The 25,293-nt window shown below is 55.7% G+C and carries 17 protein-coding genes; 7 read left to right on the forward strand and 10 right to left on the reverse strand.

Features of this window, described 5'->3' with window-relative positions:
* From ACFE8Q_RS21740 to ACFE8Q_RS21750, 3 genes are read right to left on the reverse strand one after another with little or no spacing between them, the layout of a single operon-like run.
* Window positions 1–3,117 carry a SusC/RagA family TonB-linked outer membrane protein gene (locus tag ACFE8Q_RS21740; protein WP_375447551.1) on the reverse strand — a complete coding sequence of 1,039 codons (3,117 nt, stop codon included), beginning with the start codon at window positions 3,115–3,117 and terminating at the stop codon, window positions 1–3.
* Between the two features lie 48 nt (window positions 3,118–3,165).
* Window positions 3,166–4,860, reverse strand: coding sequence for a RagB/SusD family nutrient uptake outer membrane protein (locus ACFE8Q_RS21745; RefSeq protein WP_375447552.1), 1,695 nt, complete (start codon window positions 4,858–4,860; stop codon window positions 3,166–3,168).
* 39 nt (window positions 4,861–4,899) lie between these two features.
* Window positions 4,900–7,935, reverse strand: coding sequence for a SusC/RagA family TonB-linked outer membrane protein (locus ACFE8Q_RS21750; protein WP_375447553.1), 3,036 nt, complete (start codon window positions 7,933–7,935; stop codon window positions 4,900–4,902).
* 326 nt (window positions 7,936–8,261) lie between these two features.
* On the opposite strand from ACFE8Q_RS21750, the gene ACFE8Q_RS21755 reads away from it, so the two are divergent.
* Together ACFE8Q_RS21755 and ACFE8Q_RS21760 are read left to right on the forward strand one after the other, a co-directional pair.
* Entirely contained in the window at window positions 8,262–8,516 is a 255-nt protein-coding gene (locus ACFE8Q_RS21755) for a DUF6364 family protein (RefSeq protein ID WP_375447554.1), read from the forward strand.
* On the forward strand, window positions 8,516–8,947 hold the full coding sequence (locus ACFE8Q_RS21760) for a type II toxin-antitoxin system VapC family toxin (RefSeq protein ID WP_375447555.1): 432 nt from the start codon (window positions 8,516–8,518) through the stop codon (window positions 8,945–8,947). The genes ACFE8Q_RS21755 and ACFE8Q_RS21760 overlap by 1 nt, the downstream gene beginning before the upstream one ends.
* 4 nt (window positions 8,948–8,951) lie before the next feature.
* On the opposite strand, the gene ACFE8Q_RS21765 is transcribed toward ACFE8Q_RS21760, so the two are convergent.
* Together ACFE8Q_RS21765 and ACFE8Q_RS21770 are read right to left on the reverse strand one after the other, a co-directional pair.
* A complete protein-coding gene (locus ACFE8Q_RS21765) occupies window positions 8,952–9,788 on the reverse strand; it encodes a DUF1080 domain-containing protein (RefSeq protein WP_375447556.1) in 837 nt (278 codons plus the stop codon).
* 114 nt (window positions 9,789–9,902) lie between these two features.
* Window positions 9,903–12,695: a PQQ-dependent sugar dehydrogenase gene (locus ACFE8Q_RS21770; RefSeq protein WP_375447557.1), complete on the reverse strand. Its 2,793-nt coding sequence runs from the start codon at window positions 12,693–12,695 to the stop codon at window positions 9,903–9,905.
* Window positions 12,696–12,885: 190 nt separating this feature from the next.
* Here ACFE8Q_RS21770 and ACFE8Q_RS21775 point away from each other — a divergent pair, with 190 nt between their 5' ends.
* Entirely contained in the window at window positions 12,886–17,127 is a 4,242-nt protein-coding gene (locus ACFE8Q_RS21775; RefSeq protein ID WP_375447558.1) for a two-component regulator propeller domain-containing protein, read from the forward strand.
* A gap of 414 nt (window positions 17,128–17,541) precedes the next feature.
* On the opposite strand, the gene ACFE8Q_RS21780 is transcribed toward ACFE8Q_RS21775, so the two are convergent.
* From ACFE8Q_RS21780 to murQ, 3 genes are all read right to left on the reverse strand, one after another.
* Window positions 17,542–18,825, reverse strand: a complete 1,284-nt coding sequence (locus ACFE8Q_RS21780) for a hypothetical protein (protein ID WP_375447559.1) — start codon at window positions 18,823–18,825, stop codon at window positions 17,542–17,544.
* A 17-nt stretch (window positions 18,826–18,842) separates the two neighbouring features.
* Entirely contained in the window at window positions 18,843–19,877 is a 1,035-nt protein-coding gene (locus ACFE8Q_RS21785; protein WP_375447560.1) for a zinc-binding dehydrogenase, read from the reverse strand.
* Between the two features lie 78 nt (window positions 19,878–19,955).
* Complete coding sequence (murQ, locus tag ACFE8Q_RS21790) at window positions 19,956–20,756, reverse strand: N-acetylmuramic acid 6-phosphate etherase (RefSeq protein ID WP_375447561.1); 801 nt, start codon at window positions 20,754–20,756, stop codon at window positions 19,956–19,958.
* A 119-nt stretch (window positions 20,757–20,875) separates the two neighbouring features.
* Between murQ and ACFE8Q_RS21795 the strand changes: the two genes are divergently transcribed.
* Both ACFE8Q_RS21795 and ACFE8Q_RS21800 read left to right on the forward strand, forming a co-directional pair.
* Window positions 20,876–21,517, forward strand: a complete 642-nt coding sequence (locus ACFE8Q_RS21795) for a class I SAM-dependent methyltransferase (RefSeq protein ID WP_375447562.1) — start codon at window positions 20,876–20,878, stop codon at window positions 21,515–21,517.
* Window positions 21,518–21,697: 180 nt separating this feature from the next.
* Window positions 21,698–22,618 (forward strand): DUF6268 family outer membrane beta-barrel protein, encoded by a 921-nt coding sequence (locus tag ACFE8Q_RS21800; protein ID WP_375447563.1) that lies wholly within the window; start codon window positions 21,698–21,700, stop codon window positions 22,616–22,618.
* Window positions 22,619–22,635: 17 nt separating this feature from the next.
* Here the strand turns inward: ACFE8Q_RS21800 and ACFE8Q_RS21805 are convergent, their stop codons facing one another.
* The gene (locus ACFE8Q_RS21805; RefSeq protein WP_375447564.1) at window positions 22,636–23,028 is read right to left on the reverse strand and encodes a DUF1398 domain-containing protein; all 393 of its coding nucleotides are present in this window, start codon (window positions 23,026–23,028) and stop codon (window positions 22,636–22,638) included.
* A 144-nt stretch (window positions 23,029–23,172) separates the two neighbouring features.
* On the opposite strand from ACFE8Q_RS21805, the gene ACFE8Q_RS21810 reads away from it, so the two are divergent.
* The gene (locus tag ACFE8Q_RS21810; RefSeq protein WP_375447565.1) at window positions 23,173–23,691 is read left to right on the forward strand and encodes a heme-degrading domain-containing protein; all 519 of its coding nucleotides are present in this window, start codon (window positions 23,173–23,175) and stop codon (window positions 23,689–23,691) included.
* A 54-nt stretch (window positions 23,692–23,745) separates the two neighbouring features.
* Here the strand turns inward: ACFE8Q_RS21810 and ACFE8Q_RS21815 are convergent, their stop codons facing one another.
* Window positions 23,746–24,666: a pirin family protein gene (locus ACFE8Q_RS21815; RefSeq protein ID WP_375447566.1), complete on the reverse strand. Its 921-nt coding sequence runs from the start codon at window positions 24,664–24,666 to the stop codon at window positions 23,746–23,748.
* A gap of 120 nt (window positions 24,667–24,786) precedes the next feature.
* On the opposite strand from ACFE8Q_RS21815, the gene ACFE8Q_RS21820 reads away from it, so the two are divergent.
* A complete protein-coding gene (locus ACFE8Q_RS21820; RefSeq protein WP_375447567.1) occupies window positions 24,787–25,281 on the forward strand; it encodes a heme-degrading domain-containing protein in 495 nt (164 codons plus the stop codon).
* The last annotated feature ends 12 nt before the right edge of the window (window positions 25,282–25,293 follow it).

The following is a 25,293-nucleotide window of genomic DNA, read 5'->3' on the forward strand; positions in this document are numbered from 1 at the left end:
TTAAAACGTGGCGCTAACGCCGAAGTTGAGCAGCCGTTGAGGTGGGTAACTGGCGCGGTCGGTAGCGGTCGTAATCTCGGGGTCGAGCTGGTAAAGTTTGCTCAGTTTCGTGATGGTGAACAGGTTGGAGCCGTTGACATAAATGCGTGCTTCCTTAATGCCCAGCTTCTTTGTGAAGTCGCCCGGAATCTCGAAGTTGATTTGCGCCGTCCGCAGCCGGAGGTAATCGCTGGGAATCAGCCAGAACGTAGATGGGAACGCCGACGGATCGCTGATACCGCCCAGCAAAGTCAGGCGGGGGTATTTGGCGTTATCACCCAGTTCGGGTGTCCAGGCCTGCTCGTGGATCTCGGTCAGGTTTGATGAGAACGCCCGGATCGACTCGGCCACGCCCCGCACACTGAAATTACGGGCACCCTGGAAGAGCGCACTGAAACTGATGCTTTTGTAGCGAAGGCCGAGGTTAATGCCGTACACCGTGTTGGGCGTGTTGGGGAAGCCCGTCACCGACGCGTCGAACCCATCAATCTTGCCATCGTTGTTGAGGTCGGCGTATTTCAGGTCGCCGGGCTGCACGGGAACGGCCGTTTTGGGGCTGGCAGCAATATCGGCGGCATCTTTGTAGAAGCCAATGAACGAATAGACCCGCTGCTGCCCGATACTATTGCCCGTATAAGCCTGATACGGATACAGCGACGAGGGCTCGTCCTGGAATACGATCTTGTTTTTGGCGAACGAGTAGTTGCCTTTGATCGAGAACGATAGCGGCTTGTTGGTCGGGCTTTGATACCCCAGTTCCAGCTCAAAACCCCGGTTGTTTACCTTGCCCAGATTCACCGGCGGCAGGCCCTGCCCGAAGATGGCCGATACGGTTCCCCGCGTGGTCAAAATGTCGTAGCGGTTATTGTTGAAGTAGTCGATGCTACCGGTAATGCGGCTGTTCAATATGCCAAATTCCAGTGCCACGTCGAGCTTGTTCTCCTTCTCCCAGGTTACGTCATTGTTGGCCAGGGTGCCTTCGACAATACCGCCATAGTTGTTGCTCGAGTAGCCAAAATCAGCATTGGTGACGCCGTTACCGTTGGCGTAGTTCTGCTGGTAATAGTAGCTGAACGATGTGCCGAGCGCATCGTTACCCACGAGCCCGTATGATCCGCGCACCTTCAGGAAGTCAACAGCCCGTACATTGGTCTTGAAGAATGGCTCTTCCGAAATGTTCCAGCCTGCCGACACCGCCGGGAAGAAACCAAACCGCTTGTCGCTCACAAACCGGTCAGACCCGTTGTAAGCGGCGTTGAACTGGAACAGGTACCGGTCTTTGTAATCGTAACCAGCCCGCACCGAATAGCCCTGGAAGTTGCTCGGAATGAAGTTGTAGATCGCGTTATCATTCTGGGCCGTATTTGAATTTCGGTTGAACAGGCCTAGGCCATATATGTGATGTAACCCAAAGGTGCGGTCGTAATTGACAATGGCCTGGATGTTCAGCGTTCGCGACGTACTCCGGGGATCGTAGCCGATGAAGAACCGACGTACCCGGTACACGTTCGGGTCGCGGGCTTCGTAGGTGTTGGCCGCCGAGTTATAAATAAACGACGGGAACTGGTCGCGGGTCATGCTGCGGGTATAATAGTAATTGCTGGTATACGACACGCGCCCCTGAATGTCGAGGCCTTTGGTCAAAAAGCCCAGCTTCTGCTTAGCCGACGCAATGAAGTTGATGTTGCTTTCATTGCGTCGGCTATAGCCGTAGTACGTCAGTCGCCCGATCACATTGTTGACGTTGTAGTTCGGGTTTTCATTCCGAATCCAGGTGCTGTAACCCAGCGACCCGTCGGGGTTGTAGAGCGGGTAGGCGAACGGAGCCAGCGTCAGGAAGCTGCTATAGTCGTAGAACAGGTCATTGTAGCCGAACGGACTGCCCACCTGAGGCGTGTTTACCTGCCCGAAGTTACCGTACAGATCCAGGCGCAGGTCGAGGGTTTTGGTCACGTTCATGTCCAGGTTCGAGCGGTAGTTGTAGCGTTCATACGAGTAGTTGCTGTTCACACCCTGGCCCTGCCCGTAGTCTTTCAGCATGCCGCCCTGGTTCAGGTAACCCACCGATACAAAGTATTTCACCCGCTGCGTACCGCCCGACAAGTCGAGGTTGGCGCGGTACTGCTGGCTGAACTTCTTGAACAGCGCGTCTTTCCAGTTCACGTTGGGGTGACCATACGGGTCGTTGCCATTGCGGAACAGTTCCAGGTCTTCGGCCGTAAAGCGGGGTTTGAACGTCGAACTCGGGTTGGCCGTGTTGTCGTTGATCTGCGCCTGGTTATACAGGCTGGCGCTTTTATAGGCGTCCAGGTACGTTGGTATGATCGTTGGCTGCGACAGGGCCGACTCCAGGCGCACGGCAATCTGCGGCGGACCTTCTTTACCGCGCCGGGTCGTAACCACAATAACACCGTTGGCACCACGTACCCCGTAAATAGCCGTGGTCGATGCATCTTTTAAGATCGACAGGCTTTCAATCTCGTTCGGGTCGAGGCGGGCAAACTGGTCATATGAATACTGAATATCATCGACAATGATCAGCGGCTGGTTGTTGCCGTTGTAGGAGCTGAGGCCCCGAATGTAGAAGTTGGCCCCGTCGGCACCGGGGCGGCCCGATGGCTGCTGCGAGAAGAAACCCGGCAGGCGACCCGCCAGTGTATTCTGTAAACTGGCGGCTGGGTTCTGGCGGATATCGGCCCCGCTGACCGAGCTGATGGCCCCGGTCAGGGTCAGCTTTTTCTGCTCACCATACCCAACTACCACCACTTCGTTCAGGCTGTTCTCGTCGGCATCGAGCGTTACATTGACGGTGCTGCGGCTACCGATCTGAACCTCCTGTAGTTTAAAGCCGATCGAACTGAAAACCAGTACATTGCCCTGGCTTCTTAGTGTAAGTTTGAACTGACCGTTGGCATCCGTAGTGGTTCCGTTGGTGGGGGCGCCTTTTTCAACCACCGTGACGCCGGGTAAGGCTTCTTTGGCGTCGGACACCACACCGCTGACCACCCGGCCCTGAGCGCGAACGGCCTGGCCGGTGATTACCGTGAGGAGTGAGAGAATAAATAATAGTTTTTTCATAATGTCAGAAGGAAACAAAGTGAAAGGGAGTGAAACGAACGGCGGTTCTTACCAGCCCTCATTCTGTACCAGATTTAGGTTCTTCGTTGTTTCGTCGTACGGTAACGGCATGTAATACAGCCGTTTAGAGAAGGTAGACGTACCTACCTGCACCTTGCTGTAGGTCAGCGTACCGTCGGTGTTGCGCACGATCTTCTGCCCGAATAGCGGTGTGTTCAGCACCGTTTCAGCGATTTTCCAGCGGCGTACATCCCAGAACCGGTGCTCTTCAAACGCCAGTTCAACCCGACGCTCGTTCTGGATCAGCGTACGTAGATCAGCCTGAGTAATGCCGGATGGAATGCCGTAGCGGCTGGTCGTTCCGGCTTTGATGCCCGCCCGTTTCCGCACTTCGATGACCTGCTTTACGGCATCTTCCGTGCGACCCACTTCGTTCAGGGCTTCGGCATAGTTCAGCAGCGTTTCGGCATAGCGGAACAGCGGAAAGTTATGGCTCTGGTTGGTATAGGTCGTGTTGTTCGAGAAGTCGGCCATGAACTTGCGCAGGTAGTAACCGGTCCGGGTTTGTACGATGTTACCGCCTGGTCGGTCGCGGCCACCGTCGAACGTTTCCACGTTCCGTTGCAGCCATCGTTGTCCATTCGTAAACACTGTTACGGCCAAACGCGGGTCGCGGGCGGCGTAGGGGTTCTGCGGATTGTAGCCCGAGGCGGCGTCGGTGATGGGCAGGCCGGTATCGGTCGTGAAGGCGTCCACAAAATTCTGCGTGGGGCTGGTCAATCCCTGGCTGGCCGTTGGCGAGCCGTAGCCAACGGGCGCGTTCAGGCTTTCAATAGTCGTGTTGTTGCCCGACTGCTTGGCCAGAATGATCTCGGTGTTCTTCTTCACCACAAACACGTTGTTGTACACCGGTTGCAGGGCGTAGTAGTTCAGGGCGATCAGTTCGGCGGCCGCATCAACGGCTTTCTGCCAGCGCGCGGCGTCGAAGGTTGGGTAGCCGGTCAGTGCTTTTTGGGTGGCGTTGTTGCTCACACCTCCTCCGTTGAACAGCGGACTGGCGGCGTACAGGTACGTCCGGCCTTTCAGCGCAATGGCTGCTCCCCGGGGGACGCGGCCCCATTCGTTATCCGAAACAGGCTCTTTGCGCAGGTCAGCTTTCACCGCATCGCACTCAGCGACGATGTAATTAACGGTTTCCTCAAAGGTGTTGCGGGGCAGCGACAGGTCATCGTTGATCGTGAAGATTTTGTCGCCGATGAGGGGCACGCCGCCGTACCGTTTCAGGAGTTCGAAATACAGAAAGGCGCGAATAAACCGGGCCTCAGCCTTCCAGGTCACGATGCTGGCGGCTGTGGCAGGCACCCGGTCGATGTTGGCCAGGAAGATATTGACCCGCCGAATACCCGCGTAGCTGTTGCCCCAGTATGGATCGGGGTTGTTCACCGCGCTGATGAACCCGTTGGTGTAATACTCCACAGACCGGGCAATGCGCGACGGAATGGCATCAACGGCGCCAGCGTCCAGGAAATCGCCGTTTCCGGTACCGATCCGGTTGAAGCCGCCGGGAATGTAGTTGTAGATATCGTTGAGAAAAAAGACCGCCAGCGTGGCATTCCGGTCTTTCTCATCCCAGACCAGATCTTCTTTGATCCAGTCACGGGGTTCGGTTTCGACGCGTTCGCAGGCGCTTCCAATCATGGACAGAGCCACGATGAGTACGCTGAAATAGAGTTTCTTATGCATGTTTTATGGCAAGTTTGTTCGGTTCGCCGGGGCGCTGACCTAGAGTTTCAGGTTGAGACCGACGTTGAGTAAGCGCTGCACCGGGTATGTGCTCAGGTAGCTTTCGGGGTCGATCGTCTGATCTTTATTCGCCGTCAGCAGGTTGGTGCCGTTGGCAAACACCCGGATCGACTGCACGCGAATCCGGCTCAGCAGATGCACGGGTACGGTGTAGCCAATCTCCACGTTTTTCAGCCGCACGTAATCGCCCGACCGCATCCAGTAGGACGAGACGGCCTGATTATTTACGTTCGTGCCAATCCAGACGCGTGGGTACGTTGCCGCCGTGTTGGTGGGCGTCCAGCGGTCGAGGTGCTGCTCAAAGGCTTGCCCGAATCCGTTGTTCTGGAAGGCCCAGGTCGAGGCGCTCTGCATGTAGATCGACCGGTTGGCCACGCCCTGTACCAGTGCCGACACGTCGAAGCCTTTCCAGCGGAAGCCAAGGCTGGCCCCAAACGGAATGGACGGCTTGGTGTTGCCAATCGGTGCCTGATCGAGCTGGTCAATCACGCCGTCGCCGTTCAGGTCTTTGTACTTGATATCACCGGGCTGAGGCGTGTAACCAACCACCGTCGCGCTGCGTTTCACTTCTTCGGCCGTCTGGAACAGGCCATCGGCGATGTAGCCAAAGGTCTGCCCAACGCGCTGCCCGGTGCGCTGCATCCAGTCGTAGGGCCGGTACACCTCATCCATAAACAGCACTTTCGTGTTCTGAAAACCGGCGTTCACCGTTGCGTAGTAGCTGAGGCCCTTGATATCCTGCTGGAAGCTCAGTTGAAGATCGACGCCCGAGTAGCGGTTCTGTCCGATATTCTCGTCCGGGTACGTATTGCCCAGCAGCGACGTACTCCGGCCGCGTTGCATCAGCAGATCGTAGTACTTCATGTTGTAATACTCGATCGTGAATCCCAGGCGGTTATTGAAAACGGCCCCCTGTAGCCCCAGATTCAGCTTATTGGCCTTCTCCCAGCTAATGTTACGGTTGGCAATGGGCTGTTCAGTGAGCGAGGTGTTGGCACCGGCTCCTGTACCAAATACGGCACTTGGGCTGTCGAAATACCGCTGGATATAGGTGAAGTAGCCGGGGTTATCGTTGCCCGTTTTGCCGTAAGAACCAAACAGTTTCAGGTACGATAACCAGTTGTACGACTTCAGAAAATCTTCCTGATTGATGTTCCAGGCAACGCCCACCGCCGGGAAGAACCCGTATTTTGTGGTACCACCGTCGGGGTAGCGGTTCGACCCGTTCAGCCCGAACGACGCTTCGAGCACGTACTTCTGCTTGTAATTATACGACGCCCGGCCCGACGTTCCGGTGATGGTGTAGGGTAGGTCTGAGCCCGTTACCGAGTTTTGCCGGTTGGCGAGCAGCAGGGCGCTGAACCCGTTGTTACCAATCGTACGATCGTAGCCCAGGGTGAACTCCAGGTAATCGGAACGCCCCTGGTAGTCGATACCGTTCGAATTGGCCTGATCACCGTTGGCCCCAAACTGCTGGTAGGTTTCCACGCCCGTTGGCGAGATGTTGCGCTGGAAAACGGCGAAGGTTTTGGCCCGGAAAATATTCTCCGACAGCGTGGCGTAGTACGATCCCATGGCACGTACCCAGAGGCCGGGCGTCAGTTCGTCGAGCGTCCGTTTCAGGTAGAAATCGGCGAGCATATCGCGCTTGAAATTCTGCTGGTAACCCGAGCCGATGGTTTGCGCCCAGATGTTGGTCTGGTACTGCTGACTGCCGCCATACGAGCCGTTCGGATTATATACCGGATAGGCGTTGTTGGGCGTCTGCAACACGTTGGCCAGGATCGAGCCCGTGCCAAATCCGGCATCATTACCGTTCAGGATCCGGCCCAGCAGGTAAATGCCCGCCGACAGTTTAGGGCTCAGTTGCAGATCAACGTTCGAGCGGACGGTGAAGGCTTGGAAGTTGTTGTTCGTGTTGTACTTGTTGGCGTCACTTTCGCGCAGCAGACCCGTCTGGTTGATGTGATCGAGCGACACGAAGTATTTCGAGAAGTTATTCCCGCCGCTGGCGCTGAAGGTGTAGCGATCGAACCGCGATGATGGCTTGGTTACCTGATCGCGCCAGTTCACGTTGGGGTAACGGTAGGGGTCAGACCCGTTCTGATACGCCTGAATGGCCGCGTCTGAGTACACGGGTGCCTGTCCGTCGTTTTGCAGTGCTTCATTATACAGGCTGGCATACTGGGCCGCATTCAGCGGGTTCGGAAACCGGAGCGGCTGTTGAATGGCGGTTTGCGCGGTGAACGAAATACGCTGACGAAGCGGCGATCCTTTACGCGTGGTGATGAGCAGAGCACCGTTCGATCCGCGAACACCGAGCATGGCCGTAGACACCGCATCTTTCAGCGCCGTAATCGACTCGATTTCTTCCAGGTCGAAAACCGTTAACTGACGGGGAATACCGTCGATGATAACCAGCGGACTCTGATTCCGCAGGCTGATAGCGGTTCCATCATTGCCCGGCTGCCCGATGAACTGGTTTGTGAACACCCCCGCCAACCGGCCCGACAGCGCACTCAGCACCGACGTCACCGGCATCTTTTGCAGGTCGTTGTTGTACACCGCCTGCGTCGACGCCGACGTCAGATCGGCGCGGGTGGTGGTGTTGAAGAGCAACCGTACCGGCTTCAGCCGGGCCACGGCGGGGTTTTTGGTGCTAAGCACAATAGCCGGGGCCATTTCGTCGCCTACGGTGTAGGTACTCACCACCGAGCCAAGCGCCGATAGCTCCAGCAGGTCGCCTTTTTTCGCACTCAGGTCGAGCGGAGTGATTCCATCGAAAATGACCGACTGCCCGTTGCTTCGGTTGGTGACCTTGACACCCGCCAGTGGCTCTTCGTTTTCGTCGATGATGACCGGTCTGAACGTCGCGGTTATCACCGTGACTGGCTCGTCTCTCTTCTTCTGGGCGTAGACCAACGTTGGTCCCGCACAGATCAGCACGGTGCCAAGCAGCGCCAGAAGCCAATGAGGAAGGTGAGGAATTCTGTTGTTGAGTAATGGATCGCCCATATAGTCTGAGGAATTGTAGAGTATGCGTGTAATCGGATTCGGTTACAGGAAATGGTGTAAAAACGCCGCCCATTTTTTGCGACTGTAGCCGTGATTTATTGACCAGTAATCGCCTTTTGGTTAAATCAATTAATCGAATAATGCAAATTTATAGAGGCCTGGTGTGGATTTTAGGGGGCGATTTGTTCAAAAAGAGGGGGGTATTTCGTCCTGGGGAAAACCCTACAAATCGATTGATATTTTTAGACTCTATTTTAACGCGGTCTTTCTGGAACAGATTTACCGAGTGATACGTATCTTTATTTAATCGTAAAAAATATACGTGTATGGGAAAGGTGAAATTGACCCTGACAGTTGACCAGCGGATAGTAGCCGGGGCCAAGTTGCTGGCTAAACAGCAACGAAAATCGTTGTCAGCTATGATTGAGGAACTGCTGACACAGGCGGTTATCAGTCTGCCAGAAGCAATACCAGCCGTGCCCACTGCCCTGCGCTTACGAGGAACAGCCAAGAGCGCACTGAGCCAGAAAACCGATAAACAGATTCGGGAAATGATGTATAAAGACCGTTACGGCCTCTGATGATCATTTTTTTGGATACAAACGTGATTCTCGACTGGTTACTAGACCGCGAAGACACATTTGCCGACGAAGCAACCAGTTTATTTCTGGCCGCTGAAGAAAACCGGCTGACGATTTATATCTCTGCGGGTTCGGTCTACATGGTAGCCTACGTATTGCACCGCGCCGGAAAACGAGGGCAAACGCAACGTGATGCCTTGCTGGGCTTTCTGAATTTGGTTCAAGTAGCGGGAGCCGATAAAAACACCTTTGTAGCGGCTAGTCAATTGATGACCATTACCGATCTGGAAGACGGATTTCAGTATCAGACGGCGTTGGGCAACAAGGCGATTCAGTACTTTGTAACGGGTAATACTAAAGACTTTCGGCTGGCAGACCAAAGCCAATTGCCTGTGCTAACTCCCGCCGATATGGTTCGCCAATTGAGCTAACTGGCTACCTCCGCGACTTCAACTGCTGTAGAACCGACGCCAATTGCTTTGGTTTGTTCATGTATGGGGCCAGATTAAACAGCGCTACTTTACGAAATTCGATGGGGTGGCTTTCGCTTTGCAACGCGATGTACCCTTCTTTCAGCGGCTGACCATCTTTCTTCACGGTAGGATCGGCGTGGCTGACGTTACCGCCGCCAATCTGTGGTTTGGCGTAACTCAGCACCGTATCGCCTTCCATGATGTGCTGCACCAGCGAGTCGCCGAGTACCAGCATTTCGGCACGTACCCACTGCTCACCCGCGTAGGTTTTTGATTTGGAGTCGATACAGTGCGGATTAAACAGGTTGCCGTTGAGCACCACGTTGGTGCCGGGCGTACAGAGGTTGGCCGTATGCCGTTCGTGCTGGCCATCACCGCCTAAAAACTGCGTTTCCAGCGAAATCGGGAAATCCTGTTGCAGCCCCATCGTTTCGGGGTCCTGCGAATGGAGCATGGCCCCACTGTTCCGAATGGCCCAGCCCGGACCACCCTTCACCTGTTGCCCAACGAACCGGTACTCGACCACCAGCAGGTAAGCCGAATAGGGCTGTTTGTAGAAAATATGCCCATACTGCTCATCGAAGGCTTTGTACTGGTCGTAATTCACCACCATGTTGCCGTTCACCACCTGAAAGGTATTGTTGTAATTATCGTTCAGCGGATGGCCGGTAATCTTTACCTTCCAGTCACGGAGGTCTTTACCATTGAACAACTGAATCCAGTCTTTATTCTTTACCTTCTGAGCCAGACATAAGCTGGTAATGAGGAGTAGGCTGAGTGTTATCGTTAATCGGCGCATGGGGTGGGGGGAAAGTTAGAAAGGGCCGTCCGGGTCCGTAGAGACGCAAAATCTTGCGTCTCTACGGACCCGGACAGCCTACGTTTGCAAAAGCAACGCGTTATAACACGTACTCTATTTCCCCGAGGGCGTACCTATTTTGGCTGATTTTGCGGCGGTAACGGTGGGATTGAACAGCAGCCACTCCAGGCTAAGCAGATTCTGGTTTGGCGTTTCCGGTTTCACCACGACAAAATACAGATCGTGCAGCCCGCCGGGGTTCGTGATTGGCACCGTTTGCTCCGTATAGGTGTTCCAGCCACCCGTAGCGGCGTAGATCAACGTGCTGATAATCGGGCCGGTTGGCGAATCGGTATGCACTTCGACGGTTGCCGCCCTATCTTTCGACGAGTACCGGTATGTGAGTTGATCGATGCCCTTCAGGTCGATGTTTTTTAGCACGAAATAGGACTGGTTATGAATATTCCCCAGCCGTTTTCCCTGGCGGGTCATGTTGTTCAGTTCATCGGCTTCGCTGCCGAGCACTTTGGTTGGTCGCAGGACCAGCACGTCGGTTTTGGTGAGTGACAGGTTGGATTTTCCCTTGCTGGCTGTGGCGGCGGCAACAGGCCCTTTATCTGTATAGGAAGCCGTAAGCACGTACCTGCCCTGCTGCTCTTTGCCAACGTGTTCGTTCAGCGTCAGGCTACCCTGCTGTGGTAGCCGGTTTTCGGTTGGTTCGTTACCCACCGACAAAACGTATTTTACGATCTCGGTCGCTTCCTCACGCGATAGTTGCGGGTGGGCGCTCATGGCATGTTCACCCCAGACGCCACCACCACCAATGATGATTTTGTTGGCCAGTTTTGCCGTGGCCGTTTTATCGTCGCGGTAGCGTTTGGCCACTTCCGTAAACGACGGACCAACCGATTTGGCGTTCAACTGGTGACAGGCTTTACAGTCGGAACCAGCCACCAGCGATTTACCCAGGCTAAAGGTGGAGGTAAGTTGCTGGTGGCCCATCAGGGGTTCGCTACTCACTTTCGGAATGTAGTTGAGCACCACTTTCACGTTCTTCTTGTCGATCGCCTTGTCTTCTTTATCCTGAACGGTCACCGCGTAGGCGAGCGGTGCGGCGTTGGGCGGGAAGAACGTGCGGTTCTGCGGAACCGTAATGGCGACCTGCGGCGTGGTGTTGCCCACCCTGATCGTGACCGTATCGGAGTTGAACTTGCCCTGCTTGTCGCTAACCGTCAGAATGGCTTTATAAACGCCGTTTTTGCGGAATGTGTAGGTTGGGTTCGCTTCCGTCGAGGCTACTTTATTGCCCTCGAACCGCCAGGCGTAACGTACCTGATCACCCGAGTCGTAGTCGCGGCTTTTGTCGCCCGTAAAAGCCACCGTCAGCGGGGCCAGGCCAATCGTGTCGGCGGCCACTGCCTGTGCCACCGGGGCGCGGTTGCCACCGTTGAAATCGATTTTTACCAGGCGGGCATCGTCATTATCAATCCCGTAAACGGAGCCGTATTCCAGCATATACACGCTGCCATCAGGCCCAATTTCCATGTCGACCGGTCGGCGAAAATCGCCCGTGGTGGGCATGAACGCCTCCATAGACTGGTAATTCTGGTTATCGTCCAGCCGAACGGCATAGACCCAGTTCCGCATCCAGTCGTACATGAACAGGGCCTTGTCGTAGTAAGCGGGCAGTTTGGTGCTCGATTTCAGCGCGGCATCGTAGTGATATACCGGCCCGCCCATCGCGCAACGGCCGCCTACGCCCAACTGCTCAAACTCGTCTGATTTGTTATACGGGTACCAGACCATCGCCTTCTGCGTGGGCGGCAGCGTTTTCAGCCCCGTGTTGTTCGGGGAATTATTGACGGGGGCATTCGGGTCGAACAGTGAACCCGCTTCTTTGCTCGCAAAATCATACTGGTAGTACGGCTTGCTGTCGCCCACGAAGTATGGCCAGCCATAGTTGCCCGCTTTTTTCGCCTGGTTGAACTCATCGTAGCCGCGTGGTCCCTGCTTGCCATCGGTCCCGGCATCAGGGCCAATTTCACCCCAGTACAGGATCGACGTGGCCGGGTCGACCGAAATCCGGTACGGGTTACGGCAACCCATCACGTAAATTTCCGGCCGCGTGTTGGGCGTACCTACGGGAAACAGATTGCCTGCCGGAATGGTGTAGGCTGGCTGTCCCGGTGCGCTGTTTGGCTCGACGTGAATACGCAGGATTTTGCCCCGCAGGTCGTTCGTGTTCCCCGCCGACCGTTGGGCGTCAAACGTGAGCCGCCCGGTGCGGGCATCAATGGGCGCGTGGCCGTTCGATTCAAAAGGCACCGTATTATCGCCCGTTGAAATAAACAGATTCCCGTTCGTATCCCAGCACATCGACCCACCCGTGTGCGCGCTCACTTCCAGATCGATCGGAAATTCGATGATCACCTTTTCCGACGCCACCTCCAGGCTGCTGTCGTCGTTGATGGTGAAGCGGGCAATGCGCTGTTTGGTCTGTTGCTGCTCCTGAACTGTGTAGAAGAAATACAGAAAGTGATTTTTGGCGAAATTTGGGTCGATGGTCATGCCCAACAGTCCGTTGAGGTACTTGTCGACTGCCTTTGCCGGAAAATCGTAGAGCAACCGCGTTTTTCGCTGGGCAGGGTCGTAGAGATAAAACTTACCCGCTCGTTCCACAAAAAACACGCGGCCATCCGGGGCCACAGCCAGTTCCATCGGCTCGTTGAGGTCGTTAGACAGTACCGTCTTCGTGAAGCGATTCTCTTCGGGCCGGTTCAGGGTGTCGGTCAGTACGGCGGTAGTGCCATCAGCGGTTGACCTGAGCGACGGTCCTTGTTCCGTGAAGGTGGTCAGGCCGAGCATGACCCCAAGGGTGACACCGTATCTAATCAGTGGAAGTAACATGAAGTAGGAAAGAAAATATGGATATAAACGAACCAGCCGTAGCTTACATCCCTTGACGCCGCACAGTGGGATACGACAAAAGATGTTGTGAATAGTGCAAAAATAACCGCCTGAAAATCGGTAAAAGGGTCTATTTTCGTCAAAAGAAGGGGGTAAATTAGTCCCCTGTTCCCAAGTGAATAGGTACGTTATGAATTGGCTGCTTACGTCTTGTCTTTACCTCCTCGTTGTTGGCCTGACCGCTACGACCGGACTGGCGCAGCGCGAACCAGACCAGTTTCGCTTCGAGCACATCACCGTCAACGAAGGGCTGTCGCATAGCGATGCCATGTGCGTTGTTCAGGATAAGGACGGGTTCATCTGGGTAGGCACCAACAACGGCATTAATCGCTACGACGGGCACACACTAAAAAAATACCTGCTGCCCGTCAACACCCGCAACGGCTTGTCGGGCAACCGCATATCAGCGCTACACACCGACTCGCAGGGCCGATTATGGGTCGGCTCAGAAAGTAGCGGCCTCAGCCTGTTCGACGCCAGCCATGATCGATTCATAAATGTCAGCCAACTCGCGGCCAACTCGGTGCCGAAGCCACTCAGCGATCAGCTAAACCTGACCGACGTAAACACAATTACGTCGGACAACCAGGGTCGTATCTGGGCAGGAACCAGTAAAATGGGTCTTTTTGTGCTCACCCTGAACGCAGCGGCCCAGGTTGTTAACATGCAACAAATCACCCTGGCGGGCCGGGCAAACTATCGTGTAACCGAGTTGGTAGCCAGCCGCGACGGAACCGTCTGGATCGGCACGTCACAGGTTGGGCTGTGGTACGCTAAATCGCCCGTCAATTCAGTCCAACCACCTGTCTTTCAGCACGTTTCGTTACCAGACCGGGTTATTCGCGCCCTTCATATCGACTATCGGGGCGACTTATGGATCGGCACGAACGAGCATATATTCTGGGTAAGCCAGAAGAACCATCAACTACGCCGCGAGTTAGGGGCAACTCGGTTACCCCAACCGATTCAGGCTATCGAGTGCATCTACCTCGACTCGTTCGGCAAACTATGGGTAGGCACCAACTTCGGACTGCACGTCTGGCCCAAACAAACCACTACCGGTGGCGGGACTATTCCGCCGGTTAGCACCGATCAGCCAGGTACGTTCCTGCCGCTGGATGACGACCCGTACAGCATCAATTCGGGGCGAATCCACCAGATTTTTGAAGACCGCACCCATATTCTCTGGCTGGCGGCGTCAGCGGGAGGGCTCAACAAAGTTGACCTGCGCCACAAACCGTTCGATAACCTGCAACGGCAATTCTCGCAACACCCTACCCTGCCTAACAACTACATCAACGCCATTTACAAAGACGAAACCCGAAACTGGCTGTGGATCGGCACCCGAAATGGCTTTTCTCGGTATGATCTGGCTACCCGAACCTACCGAAACTACGTCAGTCGGCAATTACCGGGCGACGCTACCGGTATCGACATCGCCTCGTTCTGTCAGGCATCCGACGGTACCTTATGGGTGGGCACCCGGTATGAGGGCATCATTCGATTGCAGGGCGACAAACTCACGTCATTTACGGAATTACCCGGCCAGCCAACGTTGCTTTCCACCAGCATAGAGAGCATCGTCGAAGATCGGTTCGGCACCATCTGGGCGGCCAGTTTTGAAATAGGACTTCTCCGGTTCGACAGGCAGGGCAAGCTGTTGAAACGTTTCTCAACCAGCAATAGCGGCTTGTTAACCAAGCAGTTTACCTTTCTACTCTACGACAAAACCAGCGACATACTCTGGGCCAGTACCAAAGACAGGGGTGTGCTGAAACTGCGCGTTACCCCCGATTCGCTGCTGGTGCTGAACCAATACAGCTACAACCCGAAGGACGTCAACAGCCTGAGTGTCAACTATGCCTGGCCCCTGCTGAAAGATCGGCGGGGTGGGTTGTGGATCGGTACCATCGGTGGCGGCCTGAACCAGCTAACAACCGATAAACAGGGGCGCGACGTGATTCGTCGGTATGGCAACCTGATTCCCGAACCGAATGTCGAAAGTATTCTGGAAGATGAAGAGGGGCAGCTCTGGCTGGGTGGCGAAGGCCTGGTGCGCTTCAACCCGACAACCGGGAAATGGCTGCGCTATGACCTGGCCGACGGCCTGCAAAGCAACTCCTTTAAAGTGGGTGCCGCCTACCGGGCAACCGACGGCACGCTCTATTTCGGTGGTATCAAAGGGCTTACCTACTTCAAGCCCAGCCAGATCAGGCCCAATCCGTACCCGCCCGTTGTGCGGCTCACAAACCTGCGCATCTACAACAAGCCCGTAGCGGTCGGCGAAACGGTGAACGGCCGCGTGGTACTGGCCCAGCCGCTGGACAAAACGCCAAAGCTGGTTATCAAAGCGGCCGAAAATGATTTCTCTGTCGAGTTTGTCGGCCTGAATTATGCCAATCCGCAGAAGCATACCTACGCCTACCAGCTACAGGGATATAACGACAGTTGGGTGTATGCTACGGCGGGGCAGCGCACGGCCAGTTTTGCCAACCTGCCCGCCGGAGACTATACACTCGTGGTAAAAGCCAGCAACGGCGAAGGGCAATGGTCTTCCCGGCTCGCCACGCTCGCCATCAGCGTATTACCCCCCTGGTGGCGTACCTGGTGGGCGTACCTGATTTATATCGCCCTGATCGGGGCGGCATTGGTCTTGTACCGACGTGTTGCGCTGGCGCAGCAGGCCCTAAAAAATAAACTGGCCCTGGAGCAGTTTAAAGTTGAGAAAGAGAAGGAGGTTACCGATAGCAAGCTGCGTTTTTTTACCAACGTCTCGCATGAACTGCGTACGCCCCTGACGCTGATTCTCGGGCCGATGGATGAACTGGCCTCGGCCGGCACTGGTCAGTTGCAGAACATCAGGGAAAAGATCATGCTGATGCACCAGCAGACGCGTAAGCTGATGATGCTGGTGAATCAGTTGATGGATTTTCGGAAGGTCGAGGCGGGTCATATCACACTGCGGGCCAGTCGGGTAAACATCACGTCGTTCCTGACCGAAATAGTCCTGATCTTCAAGCTGAAAGCTGAAGAACTGAATCTGGACTATGCGATGGAAGGTACTGCTCATGATGTGATGATGTACATCGACCGCAGCAAAGTGGAGATTGTGCTGACCAACCTGCTCTCCAACGCGATCAAGTATACACCGACGGGCCGAAAAATACGGGTACTGGTGTCGGTGGCGGGTTCACCCGATCAGGAGGCTGTTTTTCGGGAGAATCGGCTGGTGGCCAATTACGTCCAGATCACGGTTCGTGATTGGGGCGTTGGCATGAAAGCCGACGAGGTCGAGCGGGTGTTTGATCCGTATTACCAGGCCTCGCATACCGAAACCATGCGCATGATGGGCACGGGCATCGGGCTCTCGCTGGTGAAGCAGTTTGTGGAGGCGCATTCAGGTGAAGTCACCGTGCAAAGTGCCGTTGGGGCGGGCACTACGTTCACGCTTCGCCTTCCGTTTGGGCGGGCGCATCTGCCCACAGACGCTATCCATACCGACGCGCCCATGCCGGAACTGCTGCCAGAGATTATGACCGGGTTTGCCGGGATCGACCCCATTGGTAATCCGGCGTTGCCAGGTACGTACCTGGAGGGTGCCCGTATCTTACTGGTTGAAGATAACGACGAATTGCGGCCGTACCTCCAGCAACTTTTCGAGCCAGCATTCACTGTCTACACAGCGGCGGATGGCATAGAAGGCTGGGATAAAACCCTTGAGCTGATGCCCGACCTGGTGGTGAGCGACGTAATGATGCCCCGGAGTAGTGGCCTTGACCTTTGCCGGAAAATCAAGCAGAATCCGAAGACGATGCACCTGCCTGTTGTGCTACTCACGGCGCGGGTATCGGCCATTCATGAGCTGGAAGGGCTGGAAACCGGTGCCGACGAATACATGGCCAAGCCGTTCAACCCCAGGTTATTGTATGCTAAAATTGTTGCCATATTGCAGAGCCGGTTCCGGCAAAAGGAATATTACCATCGCCAGATTCTGCTCGAACCAACCGATGTGGTGATTCCCGACGAAGAAAAGCAACTGCTGGAAAAAGCGATGGGTATTGTAGAGGCTAACCTGAACGAGGCCGATTTTACGGTGCCGGTGCTGGTGCGCGAAATGGGCATGAGCCAGTCGGCCTTTTACCGACAGATCAAGGCCATCACGGGCCAGTCGGCGGTTGAATTCATCCGGGATGTACGCATGAAACGGGCGGCCCAACTACTGGCCACCAGCCACCTGCGCATTGCCGAGATTGCGCATCAGGTTGGCTTTGAAGACCTCAAGCACTTCCGCAAAACGTTCCAGAATCTGTATGGCATGTCCCCGTCCGACTACGCCCGGCAGCATCGGGAGGCGACGGTACGGATAGAGTAACGTACCTGCGCAATGCCTTAACGCTCGTTGATCGTATCGAGCAGGCCAGGCAACGACGTGAGTTCGTCGAACTGGCGCACGCCTTCCTGCCGCCACCGTTCAATGCCTTGCTGAACCAGCACGAGGGCCGGTAAATGGGCCAGGGTAGTTGTAATTTTATAGCCGGAAACCCCACCTTATCTGGTTTAGGCAAACTGCCCTCTTCATTACCGATTGCTCTGTCGACTCAGCCCTGCCTTTGAGGAAATCACCTTACCGATAAGCTACCACGAGGCACCGCCGTCGCTTCTACCTAATTGACTCTTCGGTCGAAATGCTTTGTTGTTCAGCGGGTAGCCATCAACGGTGCTATGTTGAATCCCGTATTTATCTGATCAGACTTCTCCATTAAGCAGCCAATCTGTGCTCGCTCCCTCAACCTCTTTCCCGTTCTTCGGCCAGCCAGACGGGGAATTCGGTGAGCATGCTGGCAATCAACGCGGCTACCTGTCGGGGTGAGGCGCTGGTGGGTAGAAAACGACCCAGCAGTGTTTGATGAATCGGGTTTTCGTGGGCCAGCAGCACATCCTCGGCGTAATGAGGCAGTTTATCGGGTGGGAGCAGGTTCACGAAACCAGCCGCCAGGCTCGTTGGCAGCAGCATTCCCGACCCATGCACGCCCACCACCACATGACTACGGGCATATTGGGCGCACCAGGTACGTTCCTGTTCGGTCGGGAGGGGAGCGGGTTGACGCCGATCGTCGATAAGTCCATCGAAGCCAGTTATACGGCTGTTAGTCAGGCCAGTTATGGTAATCTGGCAGGTTGGGTACGTTTGCCGGAGGTGATTGGCCAGTTGGCGGTAGCGATGTACCTGCCAACGTACCCAGAGCGCGTGCGTTTTCGGAAGAAACCCCAGCCGCTGACACGCCCGGTACAGCCATCGTTCTGAACCTGACCGAAGCCAGAGTCGGTCTTCGCGCAGCACAAACGTAATGTGCCGGGTTACTCCCTGATCGAACTGAGGTAGCTCGAACTTTCGGGTACGGGTGAAGTCGGCAAAGCGGGTGGTTCGATGGTCGAAGTGAATATGACCCTTGCTAAACCAGACCGTTCCGAAACGCTTAAGCTGCTGTTTCACAAACCTGTCGAAGCCTGATACAGCGCGATCGAGGCTGGCTATTGGCTGATCAACTACCCAGGTTTCGGCCACATAATCGGGCACAAGCCAGGCCAGCGCACGGGGTACCACGGCAATAATGGGCCGGTTGGGGACGGTCCGCCGCTGCGGTTGCTCGTAATGCCGTTGTGCGTTGAACAGCATCATCAGCGCGTGACCGTAGCAGTCGTCGAGGCAGAACAGCAGGAGTACATCAGGTACGCTGGTTCCGAGGGTGCTGTTGATTATGCTACAGGTCTGGGCCAGGGCTGGCCTATTTCCCTCATTCTCAAAAACAGCACCGCAATTCATGACCAGTTTCACCAGCCATCGCCCGCGCCGGGCTGCACGAACGGCCCGCCCATCCGTGCTAACTGCTATCGGAAACCGGTTGAACTGGCCGTTGGGCAGGGTTTGGTAAAAAGCAATTCCGCAAACCGGGCAGTTTGCCCGAGCGATGGTTACAGCCCCCGCGAAACGTACCTGACCAGTAACCTCAATGGTCCCGCAAGCCGGGCATTGGGTTGGGTACGTTAAGTCAGAAGAAAGATGAATCATGCGTTTCGGCTCGTCCGTCAGTCAATCGACAACACTAATTTGCCCAATTGCTGACCGGCGTTCATTCGGTCGTAGGCTTCCTGCGCGTCGGCCAGTGGCCGCACCGAGTCGATGACCGGGCGAAGCTGATGCTTTTCGACGAACTTCAGCATATCGCCAAACTCAACGTCGTTGCCCATTGTGGTGCCGAAAATAGATAACTGCTTAAAGAAAATGACCGACGGTTGTACGTCTGTAATCTTGCCCGACGTACCCCCGAAAAAGGCGATTCGGCCAGCGGGGGCGGCTACCTGCGTCAGTTTGGCAAAATCCGGTCCGGCGGCACTGTCGATAATTACGTCGAAATAGCCCGCTTTGCTTTTGGCTGCATCGCCATTCGTCGCCAGTTTCAGCAACGTCTTGTGCCAGTCGGCTTCCTTGTAATTCACGCCCCCTTTGGCACCCAGTTCCTGCGCTTTAGCCAGTTTCTCTTCTGAACCCGATGTGACCCATACCTCGGCCCCGGTAGCCACGGCAAATTGCAGGGCAAATAAGGCTGCGCCACCACCGACGCCCGTGATCAGGACCCGTTCGGGCTGCTGCTGGCTTAGAGCGGCCCGCGACATCAGTGCGCGCCAGGCAGTAAGACCCGCCAGCGGCAGGGCGGCGGCTTCCTGAAAAGACAGATGCGACGGCTTGTGATATACGTTGGTCTGCGCGATCACAATTTTTTCGGCGAACGTACCTGCGCTGGGCATACCCAGGATCGTAAACGCCGCACTATTCACGGCATGATTCGGTCCCCAGTTCAGCGCCGGGTTGATCACCACGTCGCAATTCAGCCAGGAATGGTCGACCCCTTCACCCACCGCGGATACAATGCCCGCCCCATCAGAGCCGGGTAGCACCGGCAGCACAATGCCCGGATAAAGACCCTGCTGCACAAACACATCGCGGTGATTCAGCGCAGCGGCTTTCACATCAACAACCACCTGACCGGGGCCAGGCGTTGGGTCGGGCACATTGGCCAGCGTGAGCGGCTGGTGCAGGGCAAGGAGTTGAATGGCTTTCATGGCTTTTGGGTCCTCTGTCTTCCGTCCTCGCGGAACAGAGGACCGGGCGGCGTTCCGCGAGGACGGAAGACAGAGGACTTATTTTTTATGGTTATCAATTGCCCCTCGGACGTTGCCGAAGCGGGTTAGTAGATCCTGTGCGGTTTCTTCCGAGACGTTTAGCTCCTCCATAACCATGCGGGCGGCGCGTTGTTGAAGTTTAATGTTCGACAGTTGCATATCGACCATTTTGTTGCCCTTCACCCGACCCAGTTGAATCATGACGGTGGTGGATAACATGTTGAGGGCCAGCTTCTGGGCGGTACCGGCTTTCATGCGTGTGCTGCCCGTAACAAACTCAGGACCAGTCACCACTTCTACGGGAAACTCGGCTGCCGCTGCCACTGCCGAGCCGGGGTTGCAAACGATACAGCCCGTCAGGCAACCCGCCTTGCGAGCCGCAGTCAGCCCGCCGATAACGTAGGGGGTACGTCCCGACGCGGCGATGCCGACCACCGTATCCACGGGCTCGATCTTGTAGGCGCTGAGGTCTTTCCAGGCTTGTTCGGGATCATCTTCGGCGAATTCCACAGCCTTGCGAATGGCTCCATCACCACCGGCAATCAGGCCCACGACCAGGTCGTGCGGCACGCCGTAGGTTGGCGGGCACTCCGACGCATCGACCACGCCGAGCCGACCACTGGTGCCCGCGCCGATGTAGAACAGCCGACCGCCCTCGCGCATGCGGGCCGTTACCTGCGTGGCCAGCGCTTCAAGCTGCGGAATGGCGCGTTCAACGGCCAGCGGTACGGTCTGGTCTTCGCGGTTGATATTCACCAGCAGGTCGTGAACCGACATCTGCTCTAGATGGTCGTAATGGGAGGTGGTTTCGGTAATCATAATCAGGTACGTTGCAGAAGGCAAAACTACCAAACGTTTCTTTACCGGTAACGGCTTCGACAGACCCTATTTCTACACGAATCACCCAACGAATCAGCTATGTTGGCGGTTTATGAGGTATGGCACAACGTACCCAACTCAACCCCGACCTGCCGGCAACCTATTTCCGGAAATATGACGAAACCAGCGACGACGAATTTTACCGGTCGGCCCGGCTGGTCGTGCATATCGACGATCCGGCTATTGCGGCTACTACGGCGCTTTTTCGTGAACTGCTGCCACCCGGCGGGGCTATTCTTGACCTGATGAGTAGCTGGCGCAGTCACCTGCCTACCGACGTGGCCTACAGCCGTGTGGCCGGGCAGGGAATGAACGCGACCGAGCTTCGACAGAACCCGCAACTAACTGAGTACGTGGTGCAAAACATGAATCAGAATCCCGTACTTCCTTACAACGACGGTGAGTTCGATGGGTGTGTGGTCACTGTATCTGTGCAGTACCTGACCCAACCCGTTGCGGTTTTCCGGGAGGTAGCGCGGGTATTGAAACCGGGGTCGCCGTTCATTACGGTCTTCTCAAACCGGATGTTTCCAACAAAAGCCGTTGCCGTCTGGCAGGCACTGGATGATGCCGGGCACGCTCAACTCGTTGAAACATATTACGAACAAACCGGCCAGTTCACCCGCATACACACCGAAGACCGGAGCCCGTCGCCCCGCCGAAGCGACCCCCTTTTTGCTACGATCGGTTATCGGCAATAGAGGTTTATACGGTCATTTGTGCGTGTGACGGGTTGCAACGGTGATTACTGGCCCAATTCAGGGTTGCGTAATGGATGGCGATGCGCTATAACGCGGCTAAACATCTATTTTCACGTACCAACCTGGCATCGGCGACAACGTACCCAGTGAGGCAATCATTCACTACTCTTCACTGTATGTATGAAAGTTCACCTGATTATCGCCGGAGCGATGCTTGTCGCCGGTCAGGCGGTGGGACAGTCGATTAAACTGGCTGGTATTGATTATGCCACGTACCGACAAGTGGCCGTTAAAGGAAGCAACACCGGGCAGGAACTGGCTTTTCGGGAGTTTGGGGTATCCGTTACTGTGCCGGTTATTGCCAGGCAGTCGGGGTTGCTGCTGCTGAACGGGTTTCGCTACGCCCAGCTTAACGCAACCAGCTACAAATCACCCATTTTTGGCCAGCCTGAAGCGAAGCAAACGGTGCATACACTTGTGTATTCGTTGAATGTGGTTAAGCCGCTATCGACGAAGTGGACGTTGGCGCTGGGTGTGATGCCTACCCTGGCCTCCGACTTTGTGAAACCACTATCAGGCGACGATTTTCGAATGCAGGCCGTGACCCTTGCGCGTTATCAGGTAAGCGAAGGAGTTGGTCTCGGTGGCGGCGTGGCGTACAGCACCCGGTTTGGCACACAGGTTTTGTTGCCCGTTATAGCACTCAGCTACCGGAAAAAGTCGTTCCGGCTCAACACCGTGCTGCCCGCCAGCCTGACCGCCTATTTTCAGTCTGACAATGAGCGTGTCAAGGGCGGGTTGCGCATCCGAACGGCGGGTAGCTTTATCCATATCGGTGAGCAGTTTGCGGCGGCTCCCAACATCGATAAACTCAGTTATAGCCGTATCACCATCGGTCCGGCTCTGGAATGGAAAGTGGCTGGTCCATTGGTACTTGAGCTGGCCGCCGGTATCACAACCCGTCGCCGGTTCGACTTTATTAATACCGACAAAACCGTGCTGAGTGCTGACCCACAAACAGGTCCGTTTCTAAACATCGGTTTATCAATTGCGCCCAGGCTTAAAGGGAAAACAGGCGAAGGGATGGATATGGTATTTTAACTGGCAGGGCATCAGTCCTAAGCCGTCGGAATAACCTCAAGAACCAGTTCGTTACCTTGTTTGTCGAGGTAAACACAGGTCATCTTTTCTAGATCGACGACCCATTTCTCAACCCCGGCTTCGGCCGCCTGATCGCAAAATGTGGGGTAGTCAGTCTGGCCTTTCTGGTGAATGAGTAATGCGTGCTTGAGGGCGCTGGTGGTACCTGGTGACGCCACTGGCTTAAGCGGCCACGTTGCTTCGGCGTGAAGCGTGAAACGGTCGGCTCCGTGGTAGTCGGTGTGGCCATCGGATACGTAGAGGCTATACGACAGAACGCCGAGTGCCTTCAGCTCCTGAACATAGGCGGGGAAATCGGCCCCGCTTTTCACCTTACTGTGTATCTCCTTGATCTGGTTGATTGAAAACATGTTTCTACGGTGTTGGGAAATCGTTTTTCTTATGTAGACGCAATCGGGTGCTGGGCGTCTCGCTGGTAAACGCCTTGATTTCTGGGATTGCGCCGAATGAGTAGGCGGGACGTGTTAACCCCTCGGCTTGCTTATGTTTGTGGCATGAACCCTACCCTCGACACCGATCTGGCGCTACTGGCGTTTCAGGAAGAGCAACTGCAGTTCGATACGTTTGGGCCCGAAACGGCCTGGCAGTTGGGTACGTTGCTCAAGGAATCCGTGGAAGCGCGGGGCAAAGCCGTGGCCATCGACATTCAACTGTTTGGTCATCCGCTGTTTTTTTACGCCATGCCCGGCACCACGCCCGATAACATCGACTGGATTCGGCGAAAACGAAACGTGGTAGAGCGTTTTCACCAGAGTTCGTACGCCATCCGGTTGACGCTGAAGAAGAAACAGACCACGCTCACCGATCAGGCGGGCCTTCCCCTGCGCGACCACGCTGCGGCGGGCGGTGGGTTTCCTATTCGGCTTCGTGGCTCGATCTGTATCGGGGCCATCACCATTTCGGGTGTACCGATGCGCGAAGACCACGGCATCATTGTCGAAGTACTGGCCAAGTGGCTCAACCGCCCCCTGATCGACCTGGCGCTACCTCCCGCCGATGATATGGATGATTGATTTTGTTTTCTCGGCTTCACCCCCAACCCCGAAACGACCATAAAGACCACCGCATCACGATAACGCCTGAGGGGGTGGGTTTGAACTGGCCGGACGCGAATTGTCGTCAGGGGGCAGGGGAACAAACTCGTCGTTATCGGTGGGCGGGAGCGGAATCCGGCCCGCCTGCCAGTCGGCCTTGGCTTGCTCGATGCGCTCGCGGCTCGACGATACGAAGTTCCACCAGATAAAACGTTCGCCCAGCGGTTCGCCGCCCAGCAACATGAGCGTAGTAGGTTCTTTAGCGATCAGGACCGGATCGACGCTCTTATTAAACACCAGCAACTGCCCCACGCCATACGTGTGCCCACTGACTTCCACGCTGCCTTTGGCGATGTAGGCTCCCCGTTCGGGAAAGCCCGTTGGCGGGCCGAATCGCGCACCGGTTTGCAACACAACGTGGGCGTAGAATAAAGGAGAATGGGTAGCAACGCCGTTTTTCAGGCCATAGGCATCGCCGGCAATCAATCGCATCCAGACGCCCGTATCCGTAAAAATGGGTAGCTCGCCGGGCTGGTAATTGGTAAACGTGGGTACGTTCTCTTCGGCCGATTCAGGTAGGGCCACCCAGGTCTGCACCATCTCGAAGGCATTGGCGGCGAGTAGTGCCGGGTCTTCAAACCGCTCGGAATGAGCAATCCCCCGACCGGCTGTCATCCAGTTTACTTCGCCGGGGCGAATGATCTGTTGCACGCCCAGGCTATCGCGGTGAGTTACCTGACCGTCGAAGAGGTAGCTGACGGTGGAAAGGCCAATGTGCGGATGTGGTAATACGTCCATCTGCACCAGTTCGGCGGGCGTTTTGCTGACTGGCCCGGCATGATCCATGAAAATAAACGGCCCCAGCATGCGCCGAAGCCGGTACGGTAAAATCCGTTTTACATCAAAGCCATTACCGATAGACGCCGTTCGGGCAGTAATAACGAGATCGAGCATAGAAAAGGGCGGGTGTTTTTGTATGGCTTGTTGCTGATCGCGGCAGCATCGACATGATCTATAAAGCTAACGTACATCGCCAGAACAACCAACCAGACTGGCCTTGTGTAAGTTTGTTGCATGGATGCATCAATTGATCAGGACCTGGCCCAAATTGCGTTTCAGGAAGAACAACTTCAGTTCGACAGCTTCAGTGCCGAAACGGCGTGGCAGCTAGGTACGTTGCTAAAAGACGCGGTGGAGAAGCGGGGTAAAGCCGTGGCCATTGATATTCAGTTGATTGGTCAGCCGCTGTTCTTCTACGCCATGCCCGGAACCACGCCCGACAACATCGACTGGGTACGTCGGAAGCGGAACACCGTGCAGCACTTTCAGCGCAGTTCCTACGCCCTTGGCCTTGATCTGAAGCAAAAGCAGACGACCCTCCAGGAGAAAGCGGGCTTCGCTGTTCGTGATTATGCCACGCATGGTGGCTGTTTTCCCATCCGGCTGCTGGGTACGTTCATCGGCACCATTACCATCTCGGGCCTGCCCCAGCGCGAAGACCACAGCGTCATTGTCGAGGTGCTGGCCAGGTGGCTCAACCGCCCGCTCAGTGAACTGGCGTTAAGGTAGCGGAGTTGCCCG

The organism is uncultured Fibrella sp. (assembly GCF_964250085.1).
GTDB lineage: Bacteria > Bacteroidota > Bacteroidia > Cytophagales > Spirosomataceae > Fibrella.